At 38.4% G+C, this 19068-nt stretch carries 19 protein-coding genes; 12 read left to right on the forward strand and 7 right to left on the reverse strand.

Annotated features, from left to right (window positions below):
- Positions 1-113: 113 nt before the first annotated feature.
- The 3 genes from I6E72_RS04075 (at position 114) to I6E72_RS04085 (ending at position 4901) form a co-directional block, all read left to right on the forward strand.
- Positions 114-1412 (forward strand): methyl-accepting chemotaxis protein, encoded by a 1299-nt coding sequence (locus tag I6E72_RS04075; protein ID WP_197111128.1) that lies wholly within the window; start codon positions 114-116, stop codon positions 1410-1412.
- Between the two features lie 154 nt (positions 1413-1566).
- Positions 1567-3723 carry a TonB-dependent receptor gene (locus tag I6E72_RS04080; RefSeq protein WP_197111130.1) on the forward strand — a complete coding sequence of 719 codons (2157 nt, stop codon included), beginning with the start codon at positions 1567-1569 and terminating at the stop codon, positions 3721-3723.
- Positions 3724-3938: 215 nt separating this feature from the next.
- Positions 3939-4901 (forward strand): TDT family transporter, encoded by a 963-nt coding sequence (locus I6E72_RS04085; protein ID WP_197111132.1) that lies wholly within the window; start codon positions 3939-3941, stop codon positions 4899-4901.
- Between the two features lie 2 nt (positions 4902-4903).
- On the opposite strand, the gene I6E72_RS04090 is transcribed toward I6E72_RS04085, so the two are convergent.
- The gene (locus tag I6E72_RS04090; protein ID WP_024610949.1) at positions 4904-5095 is read right to left on the reverse strand and encodes a DUF2986 domain-containing protein; all 192 of its coding nucleotides are present in this window, start codon (positions 5093-5095) and stop codon (positions 4904-4906) included.
- A gap of 137 nt (positions 5096-5232) precedes the next feature.
- On the opposite strand from I6E72_RS04090, the gene I6E72_RS04095 reads away from it, so the two are divergent.
- Complete coding sequence (locus tag I6E72_RS04095) at positions 5233-6720, forward strand: dipeptidase (protein ID WP_197111134.1); 1488 nt, start codon at positions 5233-5235, stop codon at positions 6718-6720.
- Between the two features lie 45 nt (positions 6721-6765).
- On the opposite strand, the gene I6E72_RS04100 is transcribed toward I6E72_RS04095, so the two are convergent.
- Entirely contained in the window at positions 6766-7542 is a 777-nt protein-coding gene (locus I6E72_RS04100; protein ID WP_165721299.1) for an EAL domain-containing protein, read from the reverse strand.
- 218 nt (positions 7543-7760) lie between these two features.
- Here I6E72_RS04100 and I6E72_RS04105 point away from each other — a divergent pair, with 218 nt between their 5' ends.
- Positions 7761-7946, forward strand: a complete 186-nt coding sequence (locus tag I6E72_RS04105; protein WP_010555348.1) for a 2TM domain-containing protein — start codon at positions 7761-7763, stop codon at positions 7944-7946.
- 66 nt (positions 7947-8012) lie between these two features.
- On the opposite strand, the gene I6E72_RS04110 is transcribed toward I6E72_RS04105, so the two are convergent.
- The 3 genes from I6E72_RS04110 to I6E72_RS04120 form a co-directional block, all read right to left on the reverse strand.
- Positions 8013-8450: an OsmC family protein gene (locus tag I6E72_RS04110; protein ID WP_197111136.1), complete on the reverse strand. Its 438-nt coding sequence runs from the start codon at positions 8448-8450 to the stop codon at positions 8013-8015.
- A 130-nt stretch (positions 8451-8580) separates the two neighbouring features.
- Positions 8581-8715 carry a DUF2256 domain-containing protein gene (locus I6E72_RS04115; RefSeq protein WP_121954948.1) on the reverse strand — a complete coding sequence of 45 codons (135 nt, stop codon included), beginning with the start codon at positions 8713-8715 and terminating at the stop codon, positions 8581-8583.
- A 2-nt stretch (positions 8716-8717) separates the two neighbouring features.
- On the reverse strand, positions 8718-10241 hold the full coding sequence (locus I6E72_RS04120; RefSeq protein ID WP_197111138.1) for a cryptochrome/deoxyribodipyrimidine photo-lyase family protein: 1524 nt from the start codon (positions 10239-10241) through the stop codon (positions 8718-8720).
- Positions 10242-10361: 120 nt separating this feature from the next.
- Between I6E72_RS04120 and I6E72_RS04125 the strand changes: the two genes are divergently transcribed.
- From I6E72_RS04125 to I6E72_RS04145, 5 genes are all read left to right on the forward strand, one after another.
- Positions 10362-10970, forward strand: coding sequence for a flavin reductase family protein (locus I6E72_RS04125; protein ID WP_197111140.1), 609 nt, complete (start codon positions 10362-10364; stop codon positions 10968-10970).
- A gap of 298 nt (positions 10971-11268) precedes the next feature.
- Positions 11269-12924 (forward strand): YHYH protein, encoded by a 1656-nt coding sequence (locus I6E72_RS04130; RefSeq protein ID WP_197111142.1) that lies wholly within the window; start codon positions 11269-11271, stop codon positions 12922-12924.
- 9 nt (positions 12925-12933) lie between these two features.
- The gene (locus tag I6E72_RS04135) at positions 12934-13464 is read left to right on the forward strand and encodes a hypothetical protein (RefSeq protein ID WP_197111144.1); all 531 of its coding nucleotides are present in this window, start codon (positions 12934-12936) and stop codon (positions 13462-13464) included.
- Positions 13464-14909: an ATP-binding protein gene (locus I6E72_RS04140; protein ID WP_197111146.1), complete on the forward strand. Its 1446-nt coding sequence runs from the start codon at positions 13464-13466 to the stop codon at positions 14907-14909. Before I6E72_RS04135 ends, I6E72_RS04140 begins: the two co-directional genes overlap by 1 nt.
- Before the next feature lie 39 nt (positions 14910-14948).
- Entirely contained in the window at positions 14949-15623 is a 675-nt protein-coding gene (locus I6E72_RS04145; protein WP_101217776.1) for a response regulator, read from the forward strand.
- Between the two features lie 27 nt (positions 15624-15650).
- On the opposite strand, the gene I6E72_RS04150 is transcribed toward I6E72_RS04145, so the two are convergent.
- On the reverse strand, positions 15651-16508 hold the full coding sequence (locus I6E72_RS04150) for a PA4780 family RIO1-like protein kinase (protein ID WP_007376869.1): 858 nt from the start codon (positions 16506-16508) through the stop codon (positions 15651-15653).
- A gap of 311 nt (positions 16509-16819) precedes the next feature.
- On the opposite strand from I6E72_RS04150, the gene I6E72_RS04155 reads away from it, so the two are divergent.
- Entirely contained in the window at positions 16820-17095 is a 276-nt protein-coding gene (locus tag I6E72_RS04155; protein WP_007581281.1) for an EF-hand domain-containing protein, read from the forward strand.
- A 12-nt stretch (positions 17096-17107) separates the two neighbouring features.
- Positions 17108-17563, forward strand: coding sequence for a hypothetical protein (locus tag I6E72_RS04160; protein ID WP_101217777.1), 456 nt, complete (start codon positions 17108-17110; stop codon positions 17561-17563).
- A gap of 88 nt (positions 17564-17651) precedes the next feature.
- Here I6E72_RS04160 and I6E72_RS04165 read toward each other — a convergent pair whose 3' ends face one another.
- A complete protein-coding gene (locus I6E72_RS04165; protein WP_197111148.1) occupies positions 17652-19031 on the reverse strand; it encodes an FG-GAP repeat domain-containing protein in 1380 nt (459 codons plus the stop codon).
- Positions 19032-19068: the final 37 nt, after the last annotated feature.

A 19068-nucleotide genomic window follows, 5' to 3' on the forward strand; every position in this document is an offset into this window, starting at 1 on the left:
GTATTAAATATTAGCCGAAAGGTTATTTAAAGCTTATATTTACAGTACAGCTACATATTGATATCACATTAATTTGCTAATTTTTGTACTAATTTACTCCTTAAGGTTTTTATATGTTTGGTATTTCTAAAAGAAACGCAAAAATTGAAGAAATGGAGCTTCAATTAATTCAAAAACAATCTATCTTATCGGCAATTAATAAGCACGTTGCTTATATAGAGTTTACACCTGATGGAATAATATTAGACGCAAACCAGTTGTTTTTAAAAACGATTGGGTATAGCAAAGAGAAAATAATTGGTAAGCATCATCGTATGTTTTGCGAACCTGAATATGCAAAGTCAAACGAATATAGTCAATTTTGGCAAGCATTAAAAACAGGGAATTCTAAAGCAGGCTCGTTTTTAAGGTACAAAGCTAATGGCGATAAGCTTTGGCTTGAGGCAACTTACTTTCCTGTAGAAGAGCGCGGCGTAGTCACCAAAGTTATTAAAATAGCCTCTGATATTACGACCAGTTACATACAAAGAAAAGCGCAAGAAGCTATTGCAAATGCACTCGACAAAGCCTTGGCTACAATAGAGTTTACCCCAGAGGGTAATATTTTAAAGGCGAACCAAAACTTTTTAGCAACAATAGGTTATAGCTTAAAAGACATTGTAGGCAAGCATCATAAAATGTTTTGTACTAAATTGTTTTATGAGAAAAACCCACGCTTTTGGAGTGAATTAGCGCAGGGGCAGTTTAAGTCAGGAAAATTTAAACGTATTGCCGCCGACGGTTCAGAAATTTGGTTAGAAGCAACTTATAACCCAATTTTAGATAACAAAGGTAATGTAATTAAAATAATTAAGTTTGCATCAAATATTACCGATCGAATTAATAATAACAGTGCAGTGACAGAAGCCGCTGCAATAGCACATGAATCGGCGGTAGCTACTGCTACAACCGCTAAAAAAGGCTCTGAAATACTACAAAGCTCTATAGCGAACTCCGACGCCATTGTAAGCCAAGTACTTAAATCGGTAGATTTAATAAAAAATCTTAATGAACAGTCTGCGGTCATAGGTTCCATTGTTTCGACAATTAGCAGCATTGCGGATCAAACTAATTTACTGGCACTTAATGCCGCAATAGAAGCAGCGCGTGCTGGTGATTATGGTCGAGGTTTTGCTGTAGTAGCTGATGAAGTAAGGCAGCTTGCAGCCAGCACTAGTCGCTCTACTAATGAAATAGCAAGTGTTGTTAAAAATAACCAGGAGCTCACTAATGATATATCAAAGCAAATAACGTCAGTTTCAGACTCATCAAAACAAGGAAGAGAGCTTATTGCTAATGTGTCTGAGGTCATTAAAGAGATTGAACGTGGAGCCGATATTGTTTCTCAAACGGTAGCTAAGTTAAATACTTAGTTAATTGCATGTTCCTATGTTTAAAGCTGCCTTCTTATGTGTTCAAACACCCCTAACAACATTTTAAATTGATAAAGTGCGACAATATGTCGCGCTTTTGCTTTTGCAACTCACACTATAATTACGTCAATTATTACAGTGGCATAAATTAACAATGGTTTATAAAAGCAAAACTCAAAAAACATATTTACTAACGCCTGTCGCACTTTTTATTAGCGGTGTGCTATCTCCTTTTGCATTTGCCGACGATATGCCTTTAGAAGTGATTGAAGTACACGGACATGCTCAAAATAAGCATTTAGCACTTGGTTCGTCAGAATCGTTATTAAGTGATTTAGGTGTCGATTTTTCAGCAGCGGGCGGCGTATCTAACTTACCTATTTTAAATGGTTTAATGGGCGACAGAGTTAAAGTGTTAGTTGATGGTGCAGATGTAACCGCTGCATGCGCTAATCATATGAACCCGCCACTTTCGTATATCTCGGCTAATCAAATTACGTCTTACAATGTGGTTGCAGGCGTGTCGCCAGTAAGCGCGGGCGGGGATAATATTGCCGGTGTAATAAGCGTTAATTCTATTTCACCACAGTATAGCGATAGCAATGAATTAGGTTGGCACTCAGGTTATGTGTCAGCAAAGTACAGTAGCGTTGATAACGGACGTAAACTTGGCGTTGGTGCACGTTTAGCAAGTGACACGTTTAGCCTTAATTATCAGGGTTCGTTTAGTGACGCAGATAGTTATGAAGACGGTAACGGCGATGTAGTATTAGATACATTGTATCGAGCACAAAATCATAGTTTAACCGCAGCTATGCGCGATGATAAACAGCAATTAGTTATAAAGCTAACGCATCAAAAAATCCCGTATCAGGGATTTGCAAATCAGTATATGGATATGACCGATAACACCAGCTACGGTGCAATAGCTCAATACAAACGCTCCTTTGAAAACAGCGAGCTTGAAGGGCAAGTTAACTGGCATAGCGTAAAGCACGAAATGGGTTTTTTCAGTGAAGAAAAAACAGGCATGATGCGAATGAAAACCGATGCACAAGATATAAGTACGCAGCTTAAATGGCGTATCGCGCTTGATAAAAACAGCAGTATTTTACTCGGTCAAGAATATTACAATTACAGTATTGATGATTGGTGGCCAGGTATTGAAGGCTCAACCATGATGGGACCAGACGATTACGTAAATGTAAATAATGGTAAACGAGAGCGCATAGCGGCATTTGCAGAATTTGAGAGCCAAATAAATACAAAGTTATGGTTAAACGCAGGCGTACGTATTGAAAGTATTAATACCCACGTTGGAGAGGTTCAATCTTACAACGATGACATGAGTATGACGGATATGGACGATATGAGTAGTATGGAAAGTATGACCATGAGCGATACGTCTACAGATAATACCATCGCTGCACAGAATTTTAATGCTGGCGACAGAGATAAAACCGACACTATAGTTGATGCTAACTTATTAATTAACTATCAAATAACAAATTATGATGAGCTGCAATTTGGTCTTGCCCGTAAAAACCGAGCGCCTAATTTATATGAACGATACAGTTGGGGTGTAAGTACCATGGCAACCACCATGATTGGTTGGTATGGCGATGGTAATGGTTATATTGGTAAGCCTGATTTAGACGTTGAAACAGCGCATACTTTAAGTGCTACCTATATTAAATCGGCTAAAGATGATCGTTGGCGATTAAGTACCAATGTGTGGTATACCGATGTGAGCGACTATATTGATGCTGGTATTGTAAGAAGCTTCAATAGTTATAACTTGGACAACACGGCGCGTAACATTTTTCAGTTCACTAATGTCGATGCCATTTTGTATGGTGCAAAAATAGATTTAACAGCCAACATTTATGAATCTAAGGACTTAGGTAACTGGCAGTTACACGCTAATGTTACTAATACGAGAGGCAAGCGCGACGATACTAACCAGCCGCTTTATCAAATTAAACCACTGCAAACCCAGCTAGGTATTAGCCAGCAAATAGGTCGATTTGAAAATGCATTATCTTGGCAGTGGGTAGATACTAAAAGCCGTGTAGATAATAATCGTTTTGAAAACCAAACAGACAGCTACAGCTTGGTTAATTTAAGCTCTAAAGCCACATGGGATTCATTAACGCTAAGCGCAGAAGTGAGTAACGTGTTTGATGAGTACTACCAACTCCCGCTAGGGGGTGTAAGTATTGCGGCACTTAAACAAGATAGCAGCAACGGGTTTGAACAACTTGCAGGGCAGGGGCGTTCATTTAATTTAAGCGTTAGTTACACGTTTTAATTAACCTCATATTCAAATTTAAAATAAAGCAAAAGCCATAACCACGTTATGGCTTTTTTTGCGCTTTAATAATTAAGCCGTAAACTTATTTTTATGAAATGTTTGTACGCAAAAAGCGTTCTATTAAACACGCTTGTATTAATTTTACAGCGTTATTTTAAGGCAATGCAGTAAAAAGCAGTAACTTGTTCATCACCCAATAATTAGGAAATACAGTGTTTAAGCAATTTAAAAATAAAGTGATGGGTGCGCCAACAGCTATGGCCGGTTTAGCTTTGGGTATTGCTAGTATGGGATGGACATGGGAAAACGTTTTTAATTTAAACTCCCAAGGGCAATTTTTGGGAGCGGTACTAGCTGGCGTATTAGTTTTACTTTTGGCTGCTAAGTTTTTACTGCACCCTCACTTATTAAAAGCCGATTTAGCACACCCAGTTGCAGGAAGTGTGATCCCTACATTTGCAATGACTAATCTTGTTATTTCAAACTCAATTGGGCAATTTAACCCATTGGCTGGTGATATTATGTGGGTTTTAGCTTTTGTGCTGCATCTCACATTTTTGGTGAGCTTTTTATACCAGCGAGCAAAAAAGTTTAATTTTGAAGATATGGCGCCTAGCTGGTTTGTGCCACCAGTGGGGATAATTATTGCAGACATTACTTTTTCGGGAAATCCGACATTAGCGTGGTTAGCTTATAGTGCGTTAGTTATTGGTATATCAACGTACGCTATAATGCTGCCAATTATGTTTTATCGCTTTTTATTAGCATTAAAAAGTGACTACGAAATACAGCCAACACTTGCCATTTTAGCAGCGCCTGCCAGTTTAACATTAGCGGGATATTTTCATATTGTAGCTAATCCATCACTTTTTATAGTGGGCGCATTATTTATATTAGCGATAATAAAAACACTGATTGTTTATGTGTTATTTATAAAGTTATTACGCAGACCTTTTACGCCTAGCTACGCTGCCTTTACGTTTCCAATGGTTATTGGGGCAACTGCATTATTTAAAATGGCTGATTGGATGCAAAGTATAAACCTCGCAATACCATATGTAGATGCAGTTAATTACTTAGCTACGTTTGAGCTTATAGTTGCCACGGCAGTAGTGTGTTATGTAAGTGGTCGGTACTTTTGCCACTTTAAATTATCAAAACAACAGGTAACGTAAAGTTACTCTTGGATTACCTGTGGCTCATTACTTTCTTGTTCAGCTAGTTTTTCGCGCTCAGCTTTTGACACATAAGACGGTTTATTGCCTTTGTGCAATTTAGCGTTAGTGCGTTTATCTTTCTTTTGAAATTTAGTGACGATTTTTTTACGACGGTTCACAATTAAATACCCTGTTAATTTTAAGTCGCGCATTATACAGCCATCCTTATAAAAGCTGCTATATAAATATTCAGCTTAAGTTACCTGTGTGTTTAGCGTAAAGAGCTATAAGTAAGCGCTTCATAGCGTTATAATTACCGCTCTTAGTTATTAATTAAATGGGAATTGTTTTGAAAAAGTTAGCTTTAGCCAGTATTGCTTTATTTGCGTTTGGTGCTCATGCGCAGTTAAATAAAAATATTGATAGCGTTGCCGATTACGCAGTAAATACCTACCAAAATGCTCAAATACACACACTTACTAACTTAGTGGCTTTTCCGACCGTTAATAAGAGCGATATTGCCGCTCCTCAAAATCCCGATTTTATTGGGTTTAAAGCACTTTTAAAAATGAAAGCCGCAGAGCTTGGTTTTGACTATCAAGATTTAGGTTATACCGTATTAATAGGTATGGGCGAGCAAAGCGAAAAAGTAACGGTAGTAACGCACGGCGACGTGCAACCTGCTAATGCTAGCAAGTGGAAACAAAGCCCTTTTATTATTGATACATCTGAACCGGGAAAATTAGTTGGTCGTGGTACGGAAGACGATAAAGGTGCAATAGCAACAGCGCTTTACGCCATGAAAGCAATTAAAGATAAAGGCATAACCCTTAATAACCGAATTGAGCTTATGATTTACCTTGCTGAGGAGTCTGATTGGGGTCCGCTTACTCAATTTATGAAAACGTATGAACAACCAAAATATGCAGTAACGATTGATGCATCATACCCTGTAGTGGTTGCCGAGAAAGGCTGGAGCTTAATTGCACCTACTTTTAATGCAACATCACCACAAACGGGTTTATATGTAAAGGATGTAACTGGCGGTGCGTTTAGAAGCCAAATTCCAGAAGACGCCAGCTTAGTACTTCACAATGCAGACGCTGCACTTATTAATACATTAAAAGCAAAAGCCAAAACATTAAATAAAGTTGAGTTTAACTTTAGTGAAAAAAGTAATGGTTTAGCAATAAGTGTTAAAGGTATGTCGGCGCATTCATCAGAGCCGGAGTCGGGTATAAATGCCATTGCTTATTTAGCTGAGTTATTTAAAGGCGTGGAGCTTGAAAATAACAGTGACGGTGAGCTAATCGACTTTGTGAATCAGTTAATTGGTTTAGATATTCATGGTAAACAGTTTGGCGAAATAGCTTACAAGCACGACTTTATGGGTCCGATGACAGTGGCACCAACCGTTATTGAGCGCGATGGTAATGCGCTAACACTTGCTGTAAATGCACGTCGCCCTATGGGTAAAGACGAAGCTGTATTACAAAAGCAAATTGATGATGCGCTCGCTAATTGGCAAGCCACTAACAATGTAACGCTTGCCAACATAGAAACAATCATTGGCACACCTATGCTGCTTGATAGCGCGCCGCATGCGCAAAAGCTGCTTGATATTTTTAAGCATTTTACGGGCGACGAAAAAGCTGACTTTGTATCAATAGGTGGTGGCACTAACGCAAAGCTGTTTGATAATGCGGTATCGTTTGGTCCTTCAATGCCGGGTAAGCGCTACACAGGTCACTCAGAGCATGAATTTATGACCATTGAGCAACTTAAGCTTAATTTACGTATGTACACAGCGATGATGATAGAGCTAGGTAATATGTAGTTTAAGCGTACTTAGTTTCAATAAACTTAAAATAGGTGCTGGGTATTAATCAGCACCTATTTCCTCAAAATTTACTTCAGGCAAGTTTTCAAAGCTTGGTTTGGCAAATAAATACCCTTGCATAAGCTCAACACCTGCGTTTTTAAGCCATGTATATTCATCTACTGTTTCAATCCCTTCAGCCAGTGCGATAATATTTAAATCGCGAAACATATTTAAGCAATGAGTTACTATTAATTGGCGTTTTTTGTCGTTGCTTATATCGCGTATTAGCGCCATATCCAGCTTGATAATATCTGTTTGAAAGTCAGCCAGCAAATTTAAACCAGAATAACCTGCACCAAAGTCATCAGTGGCGGTTTTAAATCCGAGAGACTGATAGTAATCAACAACGCGTTTAATGTGTGCGGTGTCTTCTATTTTTTCTACTTCAGTAAATTCAAACATAATATTTTGAATTGGGAAGTTATACTTTTTTGCAGCTTCTAGTGTGGTGCGTATACATCGCTCTGGTTTATAAATAGCATTAGGTAAAAAGTTAATGCTTAGCATTGATGTTATGCCTAGCTTTGAGGCTAGTTGAATGGCTTTAATACGACAAAGCTGATCAAATGCATAGCGGTTGTCTTCATTCACTTTTGAAATGATTGAATAAGCAGACTCGCCATTTAAACCTCTAACCAGCGCTTCATAGCCATAAATAAGATTAGTTTTACAGTTTATAATCGGTTGAAAAGCCATAGAAAAATCAAATTCGAGATCGTTAGCGTCAGCACAGTTACTACACGTAACTTTTTCACAATCTTTTGATTTTTCGCTCATTTAGCTCATCCTTTTATGTTTATTTGTTTAGGTTAGTTGAGATTAGATTCTAACACAAATAGATTAAAGTATTGTTTTTTATGTTTTTACACATAATAAATGACTATGTAATTAAATGAAAATTGATGACTAATGTCAGATCACTTAGTGACATTTAGCAAGTGTGTACGTTGCTTATTAAAACAATAATAGCGACATACATTACTTGGAGAATATAAATGAGCAATACAGTGACATTAGGCAAAAAAATTAAAGGATATTTACTTATTTTAACTTTGCTAAGCGTTATAAATTTACTAACTTCGCCTAGTTATATATGGGTAGTATGGCCAGCAATTGGGATGGGAATAGGGCTTGTAGTAAGTACTTTGAGTAGGAATAAACCTAAAAATACTTCTTTATAATAAGCAAGCCAAGTAATTACTTGGCTTGCTTATTAGGAAACTGTCTAAATAGTAAAGTCTAAATATTTAAAATGCTGATTGAAGTGTCGCATCTAGTGATATTTCAGTATTTAAGAGCTTGGAAATAGGACAGTTCTTTTTGGTTTGCTCGCATAAGGCTTGGAACTGCTCATTTTGAATATCATCAATACGCGCTTTTACTTCAAGGGCAATATGCGTCACCGAAAAACCATCATCTACTTCATCAAGGCTTACAGTGGCTTTAGTATCAATTTTGTCTGCAGTAAAGCCTGCATCACCTAATGCAAGCGAAAGTGCCATACTAAAACATGCACTGTGAGCTGCACCTACTAATTCTTCAGGGTTTGAGCCTGCCTTATCTTCAAAGCGGGTATTAAAACCATAAGGTTGTTTATCAAGCGCGCCACTTTGAGTTGATATGCTACCTTTGCCTGTTTTAATATCGCCAGACCATGTTGAACTAGCCGTTTTTTTAATCGTCATCATCTTCTCCTTGCTTGAGTGTAAGCTTTTCAGGTTAGCTAAGCGTTATTTACAAAATAAACTTATATAAAGCCTTAAAAGCATTAATTGCTGATGATGTTGCAAAATAGACGCCAGTTAATTATTACTCTTATTTATTACGCCTGCAGCGCTCTGAACAGAAAATAACGTTATCCCAGTCGCACTGCCATTTTTTACGCCACGTAAAAGGTTTATTACAAATAGGGCATATTTTCTGAGGTAAGTTTAGTTTTTTGTGCGCCATGCTTACTTAGCCTTGCTGTTACTTTTAGTATCTGTTTTACTTTTTGTTCGAGTAACTTTTTGAGTACCCCCAACGTGCTTTTTAAGAATCCTCCCTATGGCGCGTTTAACATCGGCTCGCTCACGGTATTGCCATAAGCGTTCGCGTGCTTCTTTTGAGGCTGCTGTTAAATCAAGCATCGGTTCGGGATAATCCTCCCCTAACTTAAAGTCGTTAAAGAGTGCTTCCATCGGAGTTTGCTCCCAAGGTTGGTGTAAATATTCAATAGGGAGTTTTTCAAGCTCGGGGCACCACTTTTTAATAAACGAACCTGTTGGGTCTTGATCTTCTGATTGTTTAATTGGGTTGTAGTGCCTAATGGTGTTAATGCCTGTTACCGAGGCTTGCATTTGAATTTGCGGATAGTGAATTGCGGGCTCAAAATCTAAAAAGTAATTAGCGAGAGGAAAGCTTGCTTGCTGCCAGCTTATATTTAAATGATGCGTGACAAAGCTTACAAGCATGGCGCGCATTCTAAAGTTTATATAGCCGGTGGCTTTTAAGCAGCGCATGCAAGCGTCAATAATGGGAATACCTGTTTGACCTTGCGCCCAGCGTTCAATATCGTTTTTAACATGTTCATCATCACGATACGGAAATACATGATAACCCGGATTAAGGGCTAAAAACTCCATAGAACATTCGCTCTCAAACTTTTGCATAAAGTGGCAGTGCCAATGCAAGCGCGATACAAACGCAGCAAGCGGGCGCTTCCAGCCTCTTTTGTTAGGGTGTTTTGAATGATATTCATCAATGGCCATTTGATACACTTGCCTAAGGCTAATATTCCCCCACGCTAAATACGGCGAAAGTCGGGAGCAATGTGTTTGGCTTAAACTTGGGCTCGATATTCCTTTTTGATAACCTTTACCGCGCTCGGCAAAAAAGCTCTGCATTACAGTTCGGGCATGCAGCGGGCCACCTTGTTGAAAGCTGTCGTGATCTTGCGTGTAAGCGCTTGGTAGCTCAGGTGTTTGGTAGTTATTGAGGGTAATTGTTTTTATACTCTTCCAATTAGGAACTGCAATAGGTGCTTGCATTGTTTGCTGCCAGCGTTCGTTCCAATTATTACGATTTTTTTTGCCGCGAATAACCGCGCCTGTTTGCGACTCTTGCCAATTAATATGGTTATGCTGGCACCATGCTTTTATTGCTTTATCGCGCTCAAAGGTGTTGTTTAAGCCTATTTCTTGATGGCTAAAAATATTTACTATTTCAAACTGTGCCTTTAACGATTCAAGTAAATCGCTCATATTTAAATTAAATATATAAACACAGGCGTTAAAACGCGCTAGTTGCTTGTTTAACTCAACTATTGATTGATACACAAAGCGCCAGTGCCGCTCATTGTAGTGTGCATCTTCGAGCAGCAATGGCTCAAAGTTATAAAGTAATAGGGTAGGTAAGCCATTACTGAATGCATTTTTTAATGGTTGATGATCGCTAAGACGCAAATCACGTTTAAACCACACGATGTTTATTTTCATATAATTTGTTTATTGCTTTAAATAGAGATAAAAATTAGCTTGTTATTTAACTGAGTCAGCCAAACCTATACGTAACTACCTGGAATTAAGATTTAGTTTTAATGTATTAAAAGGAAAAGTATGTTTTTAGATTTAACTGTAAATAAAGAGCTTAATGTTTATTCGTATTTAGTTGGCGGGATCAGTCCTCGTCCAATTGCATGGATAAGTACATTAAGTAGCGACGGTGTGGCTAATATTGCTCCTTACTCATTTTTTACAGTAGCGAGTTGTAACCCACCAGTATTGAGTGTGACGCAAGTAAATCCACGCGATAAAGCAATCAAAGATACATTAATTAACTTATTAGCGACTAAAGAATGTGTAATTAACATTGTGAGCCATGAGCAGGTCGAAAAAATGAACCAAAGCTGTGCTAATTATCCTAGTGATGTTAGTGAGTTTGATGCTGCAAATATAACTAAAATTGATAGCCAAATGGTCGCAGTGCCGAGTGTTGCTGATTCAAAAGTACGCTATGAGTGTAAGCTACGCGAAGTTATTACTATTTCAAGCGAGCCAGGTGGCGGGCAAATGATGTTACTAGACATAGTGGGTATTTGTGTTGACGATGAAGTGTTTGTTGACGGTTATATTGACCCAACACTTTTAGATGCGGTAGGTAGAATGGGTGGAGATTACTATGCAACCACTAAAGACAAATTTGTACTTAAACGACCACAAATTTAGGGCGTGTTGATCTTTGTGGATTGAAATTTGTTCAATCTAGGGGCGATTTAATCGCGGCGCGAGGTTTGTAACCTAGTGGGCTAAGTAAAAACCGAGCAACAAAGAGTCAATCGTCCCTAGAAAGAACCCAAAGGGCAGCGCATGTTTGGTCTTTATGCTGCGTTATCGCCTATTTATGGGGAATAACCACACTTCATAGGCTCTGCCTTGCCTAAAAACCAAACATACTGCTGCAAATTCAACCACCAAAGATCAACACGCCCTAGTTTTATGTTTATTCTTCCTTAGTTTGTGCACAATGTTTGCACTTTTACTTGTTAACTTTGTTTTATTAAACGTTAAAGTAAAGGTTCAAACATTGAAAACACTTCTTAAAACAAAAGCCGCTAATGCAACTAAGTTATTTGCGTTAAGTGCGCTTTGTATCGCTTTAAGCGCATGTAATAGCGATTCAACAAGTACTGCAACAGACGGCGATACAGTCAGTTATAGTGCTCCAACGGTTGATGCTGGTATTGACCAAACTGTTAATGCGGGCGATACCGTTTATTTAAGTTCAACAGTTGAAGATGATGGCGAAGTATCTGTTAGCTGGTCACAAACATCAGGCACTACCGTTAGCTTATCTTCAAGTACTGCAACGTCTACTGAGTTTGTTGCACCTGAAGTTTTAACCGATGAAGCACTTGTATTTGAAATCAGTGGAGATGACGGCACAAACGATGTCGTTGTAGATACAGTTATAGTTAATGTTATTGCTTCATCAGACTCAGATACAGTTGATAATAGTGCAAAACTTACCAGCTGGTTAATTAACAACGATACAACCTCTACTTATATACAAAACAATGGCGCAGTGGTTGAAGATGTTCAATCAGTTGAAGTTGTTACCGTTACTGAGGAAGATGCTGACGTTGAATACATGTATGTGCAAACAACTGACATTCCTAAATATGACGTAACGCTTACACAAGACCAAGTAGACGCGTTAAATAACCGCCCGCGTGCAGCTACCGATTTTTATAACGGTGTAACCTCTGCAGCAGCAGGTCAAACTATTTCGTTTGGTGAAGATATTGGCTATAACAGCAGCACTGAAAACTGTGATGACACAGGCGGTGCAGGCTATTGGCCTCCAGGACCAGGTTGCCCGGCAGAACAAACAGTTGAGGCGTATTTTCCGATAACACCTACCGATTTATCTGACACTGAAACTTGTGAAACAGGTTTAGGTACAGTTGGCTTAATGGTTAATGGCACCAGTATATTTAACTGGGGCGATGGTATGAGCTACGGTAATAATATTTGGTATACATTAGCGCCCATTGCTGAGCAATATGATGTTGATGTGTGTGGCGGACATGCTGCTAACGGTGAATATCATCACCATTTTTATACTAGTTGCTTAGCTGATTTACTTGAAGATGATGGCGATGCGCATTCACCTATTTATGGGTTTGCAGCTGATGGCTATCCGCTTTATGGTCCTTATGAAAGTAACGGTCAACTTGCATTAAGCGGCTGGGAAATGCGTGATTATGGCGCATCAGAAAGTGAAGGTGGTTGTGGTACTGAGGGCGAGCGAAGCTGTACTTTAGTTGATCAATACGATGTTAGCCAAGGTACACAAACAAGTGATGCAGGTCCTGCTATTGGCGCAGAAGTGACTACGCTTTCAGGTAATACATTAAATGCTGATGACGGTTATTATTTTGAAGATTTCTACTACGCACAAAAAACAGTAACCGGTGCTCAATTAGATGAACATAACGGCCACGATACTAACGATGGCAAGGGTTATCACTACCATATAACACTAACTTTAGACAGTGATGGTAAATTACAGCCTTCTTTTCCTTATCAAATAGGGCCTCGTTTTAAAGGTCAATTAGCCGATAATTCAATTGGTCGCTGTGATACTGGCGAAACAATGGGTCCACCACCGGGAATGTAAGGAGTAACTATGCGTTATTTTAAATACGCATTGATCCTAACTACTGCTGCGCTATTGAGCTTTAAGCTCTTTGCGCAGCAGGAAATGATGGATCATAGCCATATGCCTATAGCAGTGCCAAGTGATACGCCAATCCCGGCATTAAGCCTTAAGTTATTAAAAGATAGTATGTCGGGTTATAACTTAATTTTAGATACTCAGCGCTATGATTTATCTGTACCCCCTGAGGGCGCAATGAACATGCAGCAAATGATGAGCGTTACTACAAACGATGACACGGGCTTTTTACAAGGTCATGCTCATTTATATATAAATGGGGTTAAAATACAGCGAATTTACGGACATGCATTGCATTTACCTGCTAACTTATTTAAAAGTGGTATAAATACCGTATCGGTTACTTTAAATAATCATGGTCATATGTATTGGACCGCTCAGGGCAAAAAAATAGTTGCTACGCTGTATGTTAACGATCAAACCAAAGAGTTTATAACATACCGATTTGAAAGCTTTCCTAGCAAGGTTGAAAACACTAATTAATGAAAATTCATAATAAACTTTTCTTAATACTATTTAGTTTTACCTTTAGTGTTATTGCAGGGCTAGTAGTACTTATACAATGGAGTATAGGGCAAGGCGTAATTGATTTTGTTAATGCAAAAGAAGTAAAAGCGCTTGAACCACTTGTTGTGCAACTTGCAAAGCAATACGAACAAAACCCCTCATGGGAACGTGTTGTCGGCAATGGCGAAAATTTTAGAAAACTTGTTGAATCTCAGCTAGAAAATAGCCAGTTTTTACCTAGGCCACCAGAAGGTCCGGGCCCCAGAGGGGGAATGATGCGACGGCCGCCACCCGATCATATTCGTTTAGGGGGAGAGCGCCGCCTACCACCTGAAAATATTGCTCACTACGCTTTGCTTGATGAAAATAAGCAGCGAGTAGTGGGTAAATACCTCAGCGATTTAAAATATATAACAACCCCAATTACAGTGGGCGATAAAACAGTGGGTTACTTAGCTGTATCTAAAAGAGATAGCTTGGTTGATGGTTATGAGCTTGATTTTTTACAGCAGCAAACTAACTACTTATGGTTTATTGCTTTAGCCGCTGTATTGCTTACATTAATGGTTACTTTTTTATTGTCTCGTCACCTAGTAAGCCCTGTAAAGCAAATTGCTAACGGTATGCATCGCTTAACGCAAGGTAATTACGAGACCAAACTTACGCTTGAGCGAAAAGACGAATTAGGCCAATTAAGCGAAGATTTTAATATCCTTGCATTTACACTCGCTAAAGATGAGCAAGTGCGCAAACGCTGGCTTGCCAATATTTCTCACGAGCTTAGAACGCCAATGAGTATTTTGCTCGGTGAACTTGAAGCTATGCTACTTGGAATACGTGAGCCTAATGCAAAAAATATTAACTCGGCTAACGACGAGGCATTGCATTTAAAACGCTTAATAGATGATTTACATATGCTCAATAGCGCAGAGTTAGGGGGTATGCATTACACTATGCAACCTACTGATATGGCTTTATTATTAAATACTATTGAGCAAAAATATCAGGTTGTGCTTGAACAACATAATATAAAAATTCACTTACTAAATAGCGCTAAACACATAACTGTACAAGCAGATAAAACACGCCTTTTGCAGCTGCTCGATAATATTTTAATGAACGCCGTGCACTATGCACAATGCACCACTATTTCATTAACGGCTAATAATATAAGCATTAAAGGGCAAACCTACTTAGAGCTTATAATTGAAGATAATGGCGTAGGTGTAGAGCAGTCGCATTTATCGCATTTGTTTGAGTATTTATATCGAGTAGATAGTTCGCGTAATCGCCAAGAGGGCGGTTCGGGCTTGGGCTTATCTATTTGCCAGCATATAGTTAAAGGCCATAATGGTGAAATAGCTGCTGAAAAAGCCACTTTAGGCGGTCTTGCTATTATTATTAGATTGCCAACTATTTAGTTTATAAAAATAAAGTTGAGGTTACTTACAGAGATGCCTATGAGTGAACAAATACTGATTGTGGAAGATGAAGTAAAGCTAGCTAACTTAATGAGTGACTTTTTAAGTAGCCATCATTTTGTTACTCATCAAATACATCACGGAAATGAAGTATTACCTTGGCTTGAAATTAACAGGCCGAGCGTAATTTTGCTCGACATAATGCTACCTGGTCAAAGTGGTATTGAACTATGTAAAGCAATCAGGCGCTTTTCAAATGTGCCTATTATTATGGTATCGGCAAAAGTAGAAGAAATAGATAGGCTGCTTGGACTTGAGTTAGGTGCAGATGATTATATTTGTAAGCCGTTTAGTTATGCTGAGCTGGTGGCGCGAGTTAAAGCTATATTAAGGCGATTAAGTAACGCAAGTGATGTTACAGAGTCAACAATGAAGCTCGACGAGAGCACCTACAGCGTAAAATACAAATCAAGCAGCATAGAGCTAACGAACTTTGAATTTCAGCTATTTAAACCTTTGTTTAACAACCCAAATCGTATTTATTCGCGCGATAGTTTAATGGACACTATGTACGCCGATCAGCGTATTGTGAGCCATCGTACTATTGATAGCCATATTAAAAAGTTGCGTAAAAAACTAGATGAAGTGACACAAACTGAAAGTGTTATTCAGTCTGTTTATGGGGTTGGCTACCGATTTGTGCACCCGCAGTAAGAGGTATTAGTAAGCTATGACGATGAGCTACTCATCATCGTCAGCATTTTTAATTCGCTCTAAGCGGTCAAACTCTTCGTATTCGGCAGCTTGAATTTCATCAAGAATAGAATCTACATCGGCAAGTTCGTCACTGTCTTCAAATTCACCAGTAAGCGTTGAATTAGGCGTTAAATTTGCCTCTTCAAATAATGCCCACATTTCTTTAGCGTATTGAGTTTTTAGTATGCTTGGCGCAAATTCACCATAGTAGCGGCGTATGTTATTTACATCGCGTGCAAACATAGCTTGTGCACTGTTATTTGCTGAAGCGTTAACTGCTTGCGGTAAATCTATAATTACAGGGCCGTTATTATCTACAAGTACATTAAATTCAGATAAATCGCCGTGTATTATACCTGCGCAAAGCATAAGCTTAATGTAATGCATCATGAGTTTATGCTGCTCAATCGCTTGCTCTTCACTAAAAACGACATGTCCAAGTTGAGGGGCTACGTTACCGTCCTCGTCCGACACGAGTTCCATAAGCAGCACGCCATCAATACAAAAGTAAGTATCAGGAACACGTACACCCACGCCAGCTAAACGAGATAACGCATCAACTTCGGCATTTTGCCAAATCTCTTCTTCTAATTGACGGCCATAGCTAGAACGTTTACCCATAGCACGCGCTTGGCGTCCACCACGTACTTTTCGGCCTTCTTGGTATTGTGCCGCTTTTTTAAAGCTACGTTTAACCGCGTCTTTATACACTTTCGCACAGCGAATGTGCTCACCACAGCGGACAATAAATACATCGGCTTCTTTACCGCTCATTAGTCGGCTTATAACTTCGTCAATAAGGCCATCATCAACAAGGGGTTGTAGGCGTTTAGGTATTTTCACAGATTGCCTGCTAAGTAGGGTTGGTTATTAATCATTATTTATGAAAGTGCTCTGTATTTGTTTGTTTAATTGGCTCAAGCAGTATATCAGCTTTGAGAATTAAGGGCAGTAACACTACTGCCTGAGAGTAATTAATCGTATTATTTTATTAGCTTATATATTGATTGCAAAGCAATCAACCAGAACTTTTTAAATAAGCATTTAGATTACTATTTTTTATTAAAATAATTTATTACTTCCTCATTATTTGCACATTGTTTGCGTTTTTAAAGCGTAAGCTTAGTTTAATTCTTAAATACGAGGTTATTACTATGAAGCATTTTTCAACTCTTGCCACTGTGGCAATATTATCTATTGCTTTTTCAGCTAATGTAGCTGCTCGAGGCGGTGACAATCCTCCTGAAAAACCTGACTTTTCAACTATTGATACTGATGGTGATGGCGTAATTAGCTTTGAAGAGTTTAGTGCTAAAAAACCGCCACACGGCGATGCACAAACAATTTTTGATTCTATAGATGCCGATGGTAATGGCGAAATTAGTGAACAAGAACTTAGCGATCATAAACCACCTCGTCGTGAACGCTGAAAGGATACTAAAATGATTAATAGTATTAACAGTAGTTCTGCGAATTTTATGCCGCAACAAAGTAGTCAGGCTGCAAAACTAACAACAGAGCAAAGCGATTTTGTTAAAGAAACGCTTGCAGAGTTTGACGCTGAAAACTTAACCGAAGAAAACGCGCAAAGTATTCAAGCGGCATTTAAAGAACAAGGTATTGAACCAACAAAAGAGCTTGCTGATTTAATGAGCGAACTTGAGTTTGATGCTAAAAGCATTGGTGATGCAGGACGAGTGGAAGGTCAAAGACCGCCACCGCCGCCACAGAACTCATTAGAATCAGTAGATACAGACGAAGTAGTCAGCTACTTAGATGAGCTATTAACTGAGTATTCAAGCCAGTTGTCTGATGAAGATAAAGAATCAATCCTTGCATCAGTACAAGAGAAGTTTGGTTTAAGTGAAGGCGATTCACTGCTAAATGTAACTGCTTAGGTGTTATAACTTAGAGTAAAGCTGACTGTTACTCGAAAGTCTTAAGTCCAAAGCTCAACGGTTAACTCTGTTGGGCTTTTTTATTGGCTTAATTTAAGCGTGTTTCTATTTTGCTGGTGCCATCTTCTTCGGTAAATTTAAATACAAAATCTTTTTTACCGTCTTGGTTTATATCTACTAGAAGAATATCTTTATTATTTTTAGGCAGCGTTAGTTTTAATTTTTTACGTTTATCATTTAGGAGTGAGTCTTGCTCTCCGTAATAAATATAGAGCGTTTTTTTACTGTATTTGTATACTGCGTCAATATAGCTGTCGCCGTTAATATCACCTAAATATAGGGCTGGCTCGGAATCATCGCCGTTCATTCCTACTTCCATTTCTAAATCAAGTTCTATACTCGATTTATTGGCAAATGAGCCGTCGGGTTGCTGCTTATAAATGTTCATTTCTACATCTACATCAGTACTGCCACCGCCCAATGCCATAGACGCAATAGTACCTAAGCCAATATCTAAATCCATTTTTTGTAAATCAATTAAGCCATCATTATTAAAATCAGTTTTGAGCAATAACTCACTAGGGCCTTGTGTTTCAAATAAGGTAATGGGCGTATTACTAAAGCCTTTAGCACTTCCTAGGTACAAAGTATGTGCTATTTTTATATCTAACGAATCCATACCTTGCGTTGGCTTAAACTGTCTAGTTGTAAAATCTAGAAATCCGTCGTTATTAATATCAATAATTTGCTTTATTTTGCGAGTTTCGCCATTGCTTAGCTCGCCTAATTCGATGTTAAAATCAATTGAGGTGAGCTTTTGCTCAAAGCCTTCTGGATTAGCAAGTAGTACATCTGCTCCAAAGTCATTTGAAAAAACCAAGTCGCTTAACCCGTCGTGGTTAAAATCAATAACGACGGGTTTATTGTTAATATTAACTTCTAGAGAAAGCCCTTTTCCTGAAAAGCTGCCTTCATACATAGGTGTTTGTTTAAATTTGTTAGGCTTAAAGCTGCCATCTTTATTTTGAATGTATAAAGTACTGCTTGCTAACCCAGGGATGAAAATATCGCTTAGACCGTCGTTGTTGGCATCGAAGACAAAGTCTACTTTTTCAAATTTATCTATTTTTAATTGATTTAGAACCGACTCATAATTAAACAATAGTGTTGGTTTACCAGCATGGGCTTTGTATACGCCATCACTTGTTAGTACGAGTGCTTGTTTATCGGTAATGTTAGCAAGTGTAGCCACATCAAACCCGATGGCATTTTTTGGTAAAGCAAGTTCACTACTTAGTGATGTGAGTAAATTGATGGCTTCTAATTGTTTTGATTCTTTATTATATGCAAATAAAATCTCTGAATCGGTTGATACTAATTCATCCGTTGTTTTTATTGCTATTGTTTGAGCTATAGCGCTAATGGGGGTAAGTAAAGTGATGAGTGAATAGCAAAGTGGTTTTATCATGCAAATCCCTTTTTTATATTTAGTTGTATCGTTACAT

The sequence above is a fragment of the Pseudoalteromonas sp. NSLLW24 genome (genome assembly GCF_015864725.1).
Taxonomy (GTDB): domain Bacteria; phylum Pseudomonadota; class Gammaproteobacteria; order Enterobacterales; family Alteromonadaceae; genus Pseudoalteromonas; species Pseudoalteromonas arctica.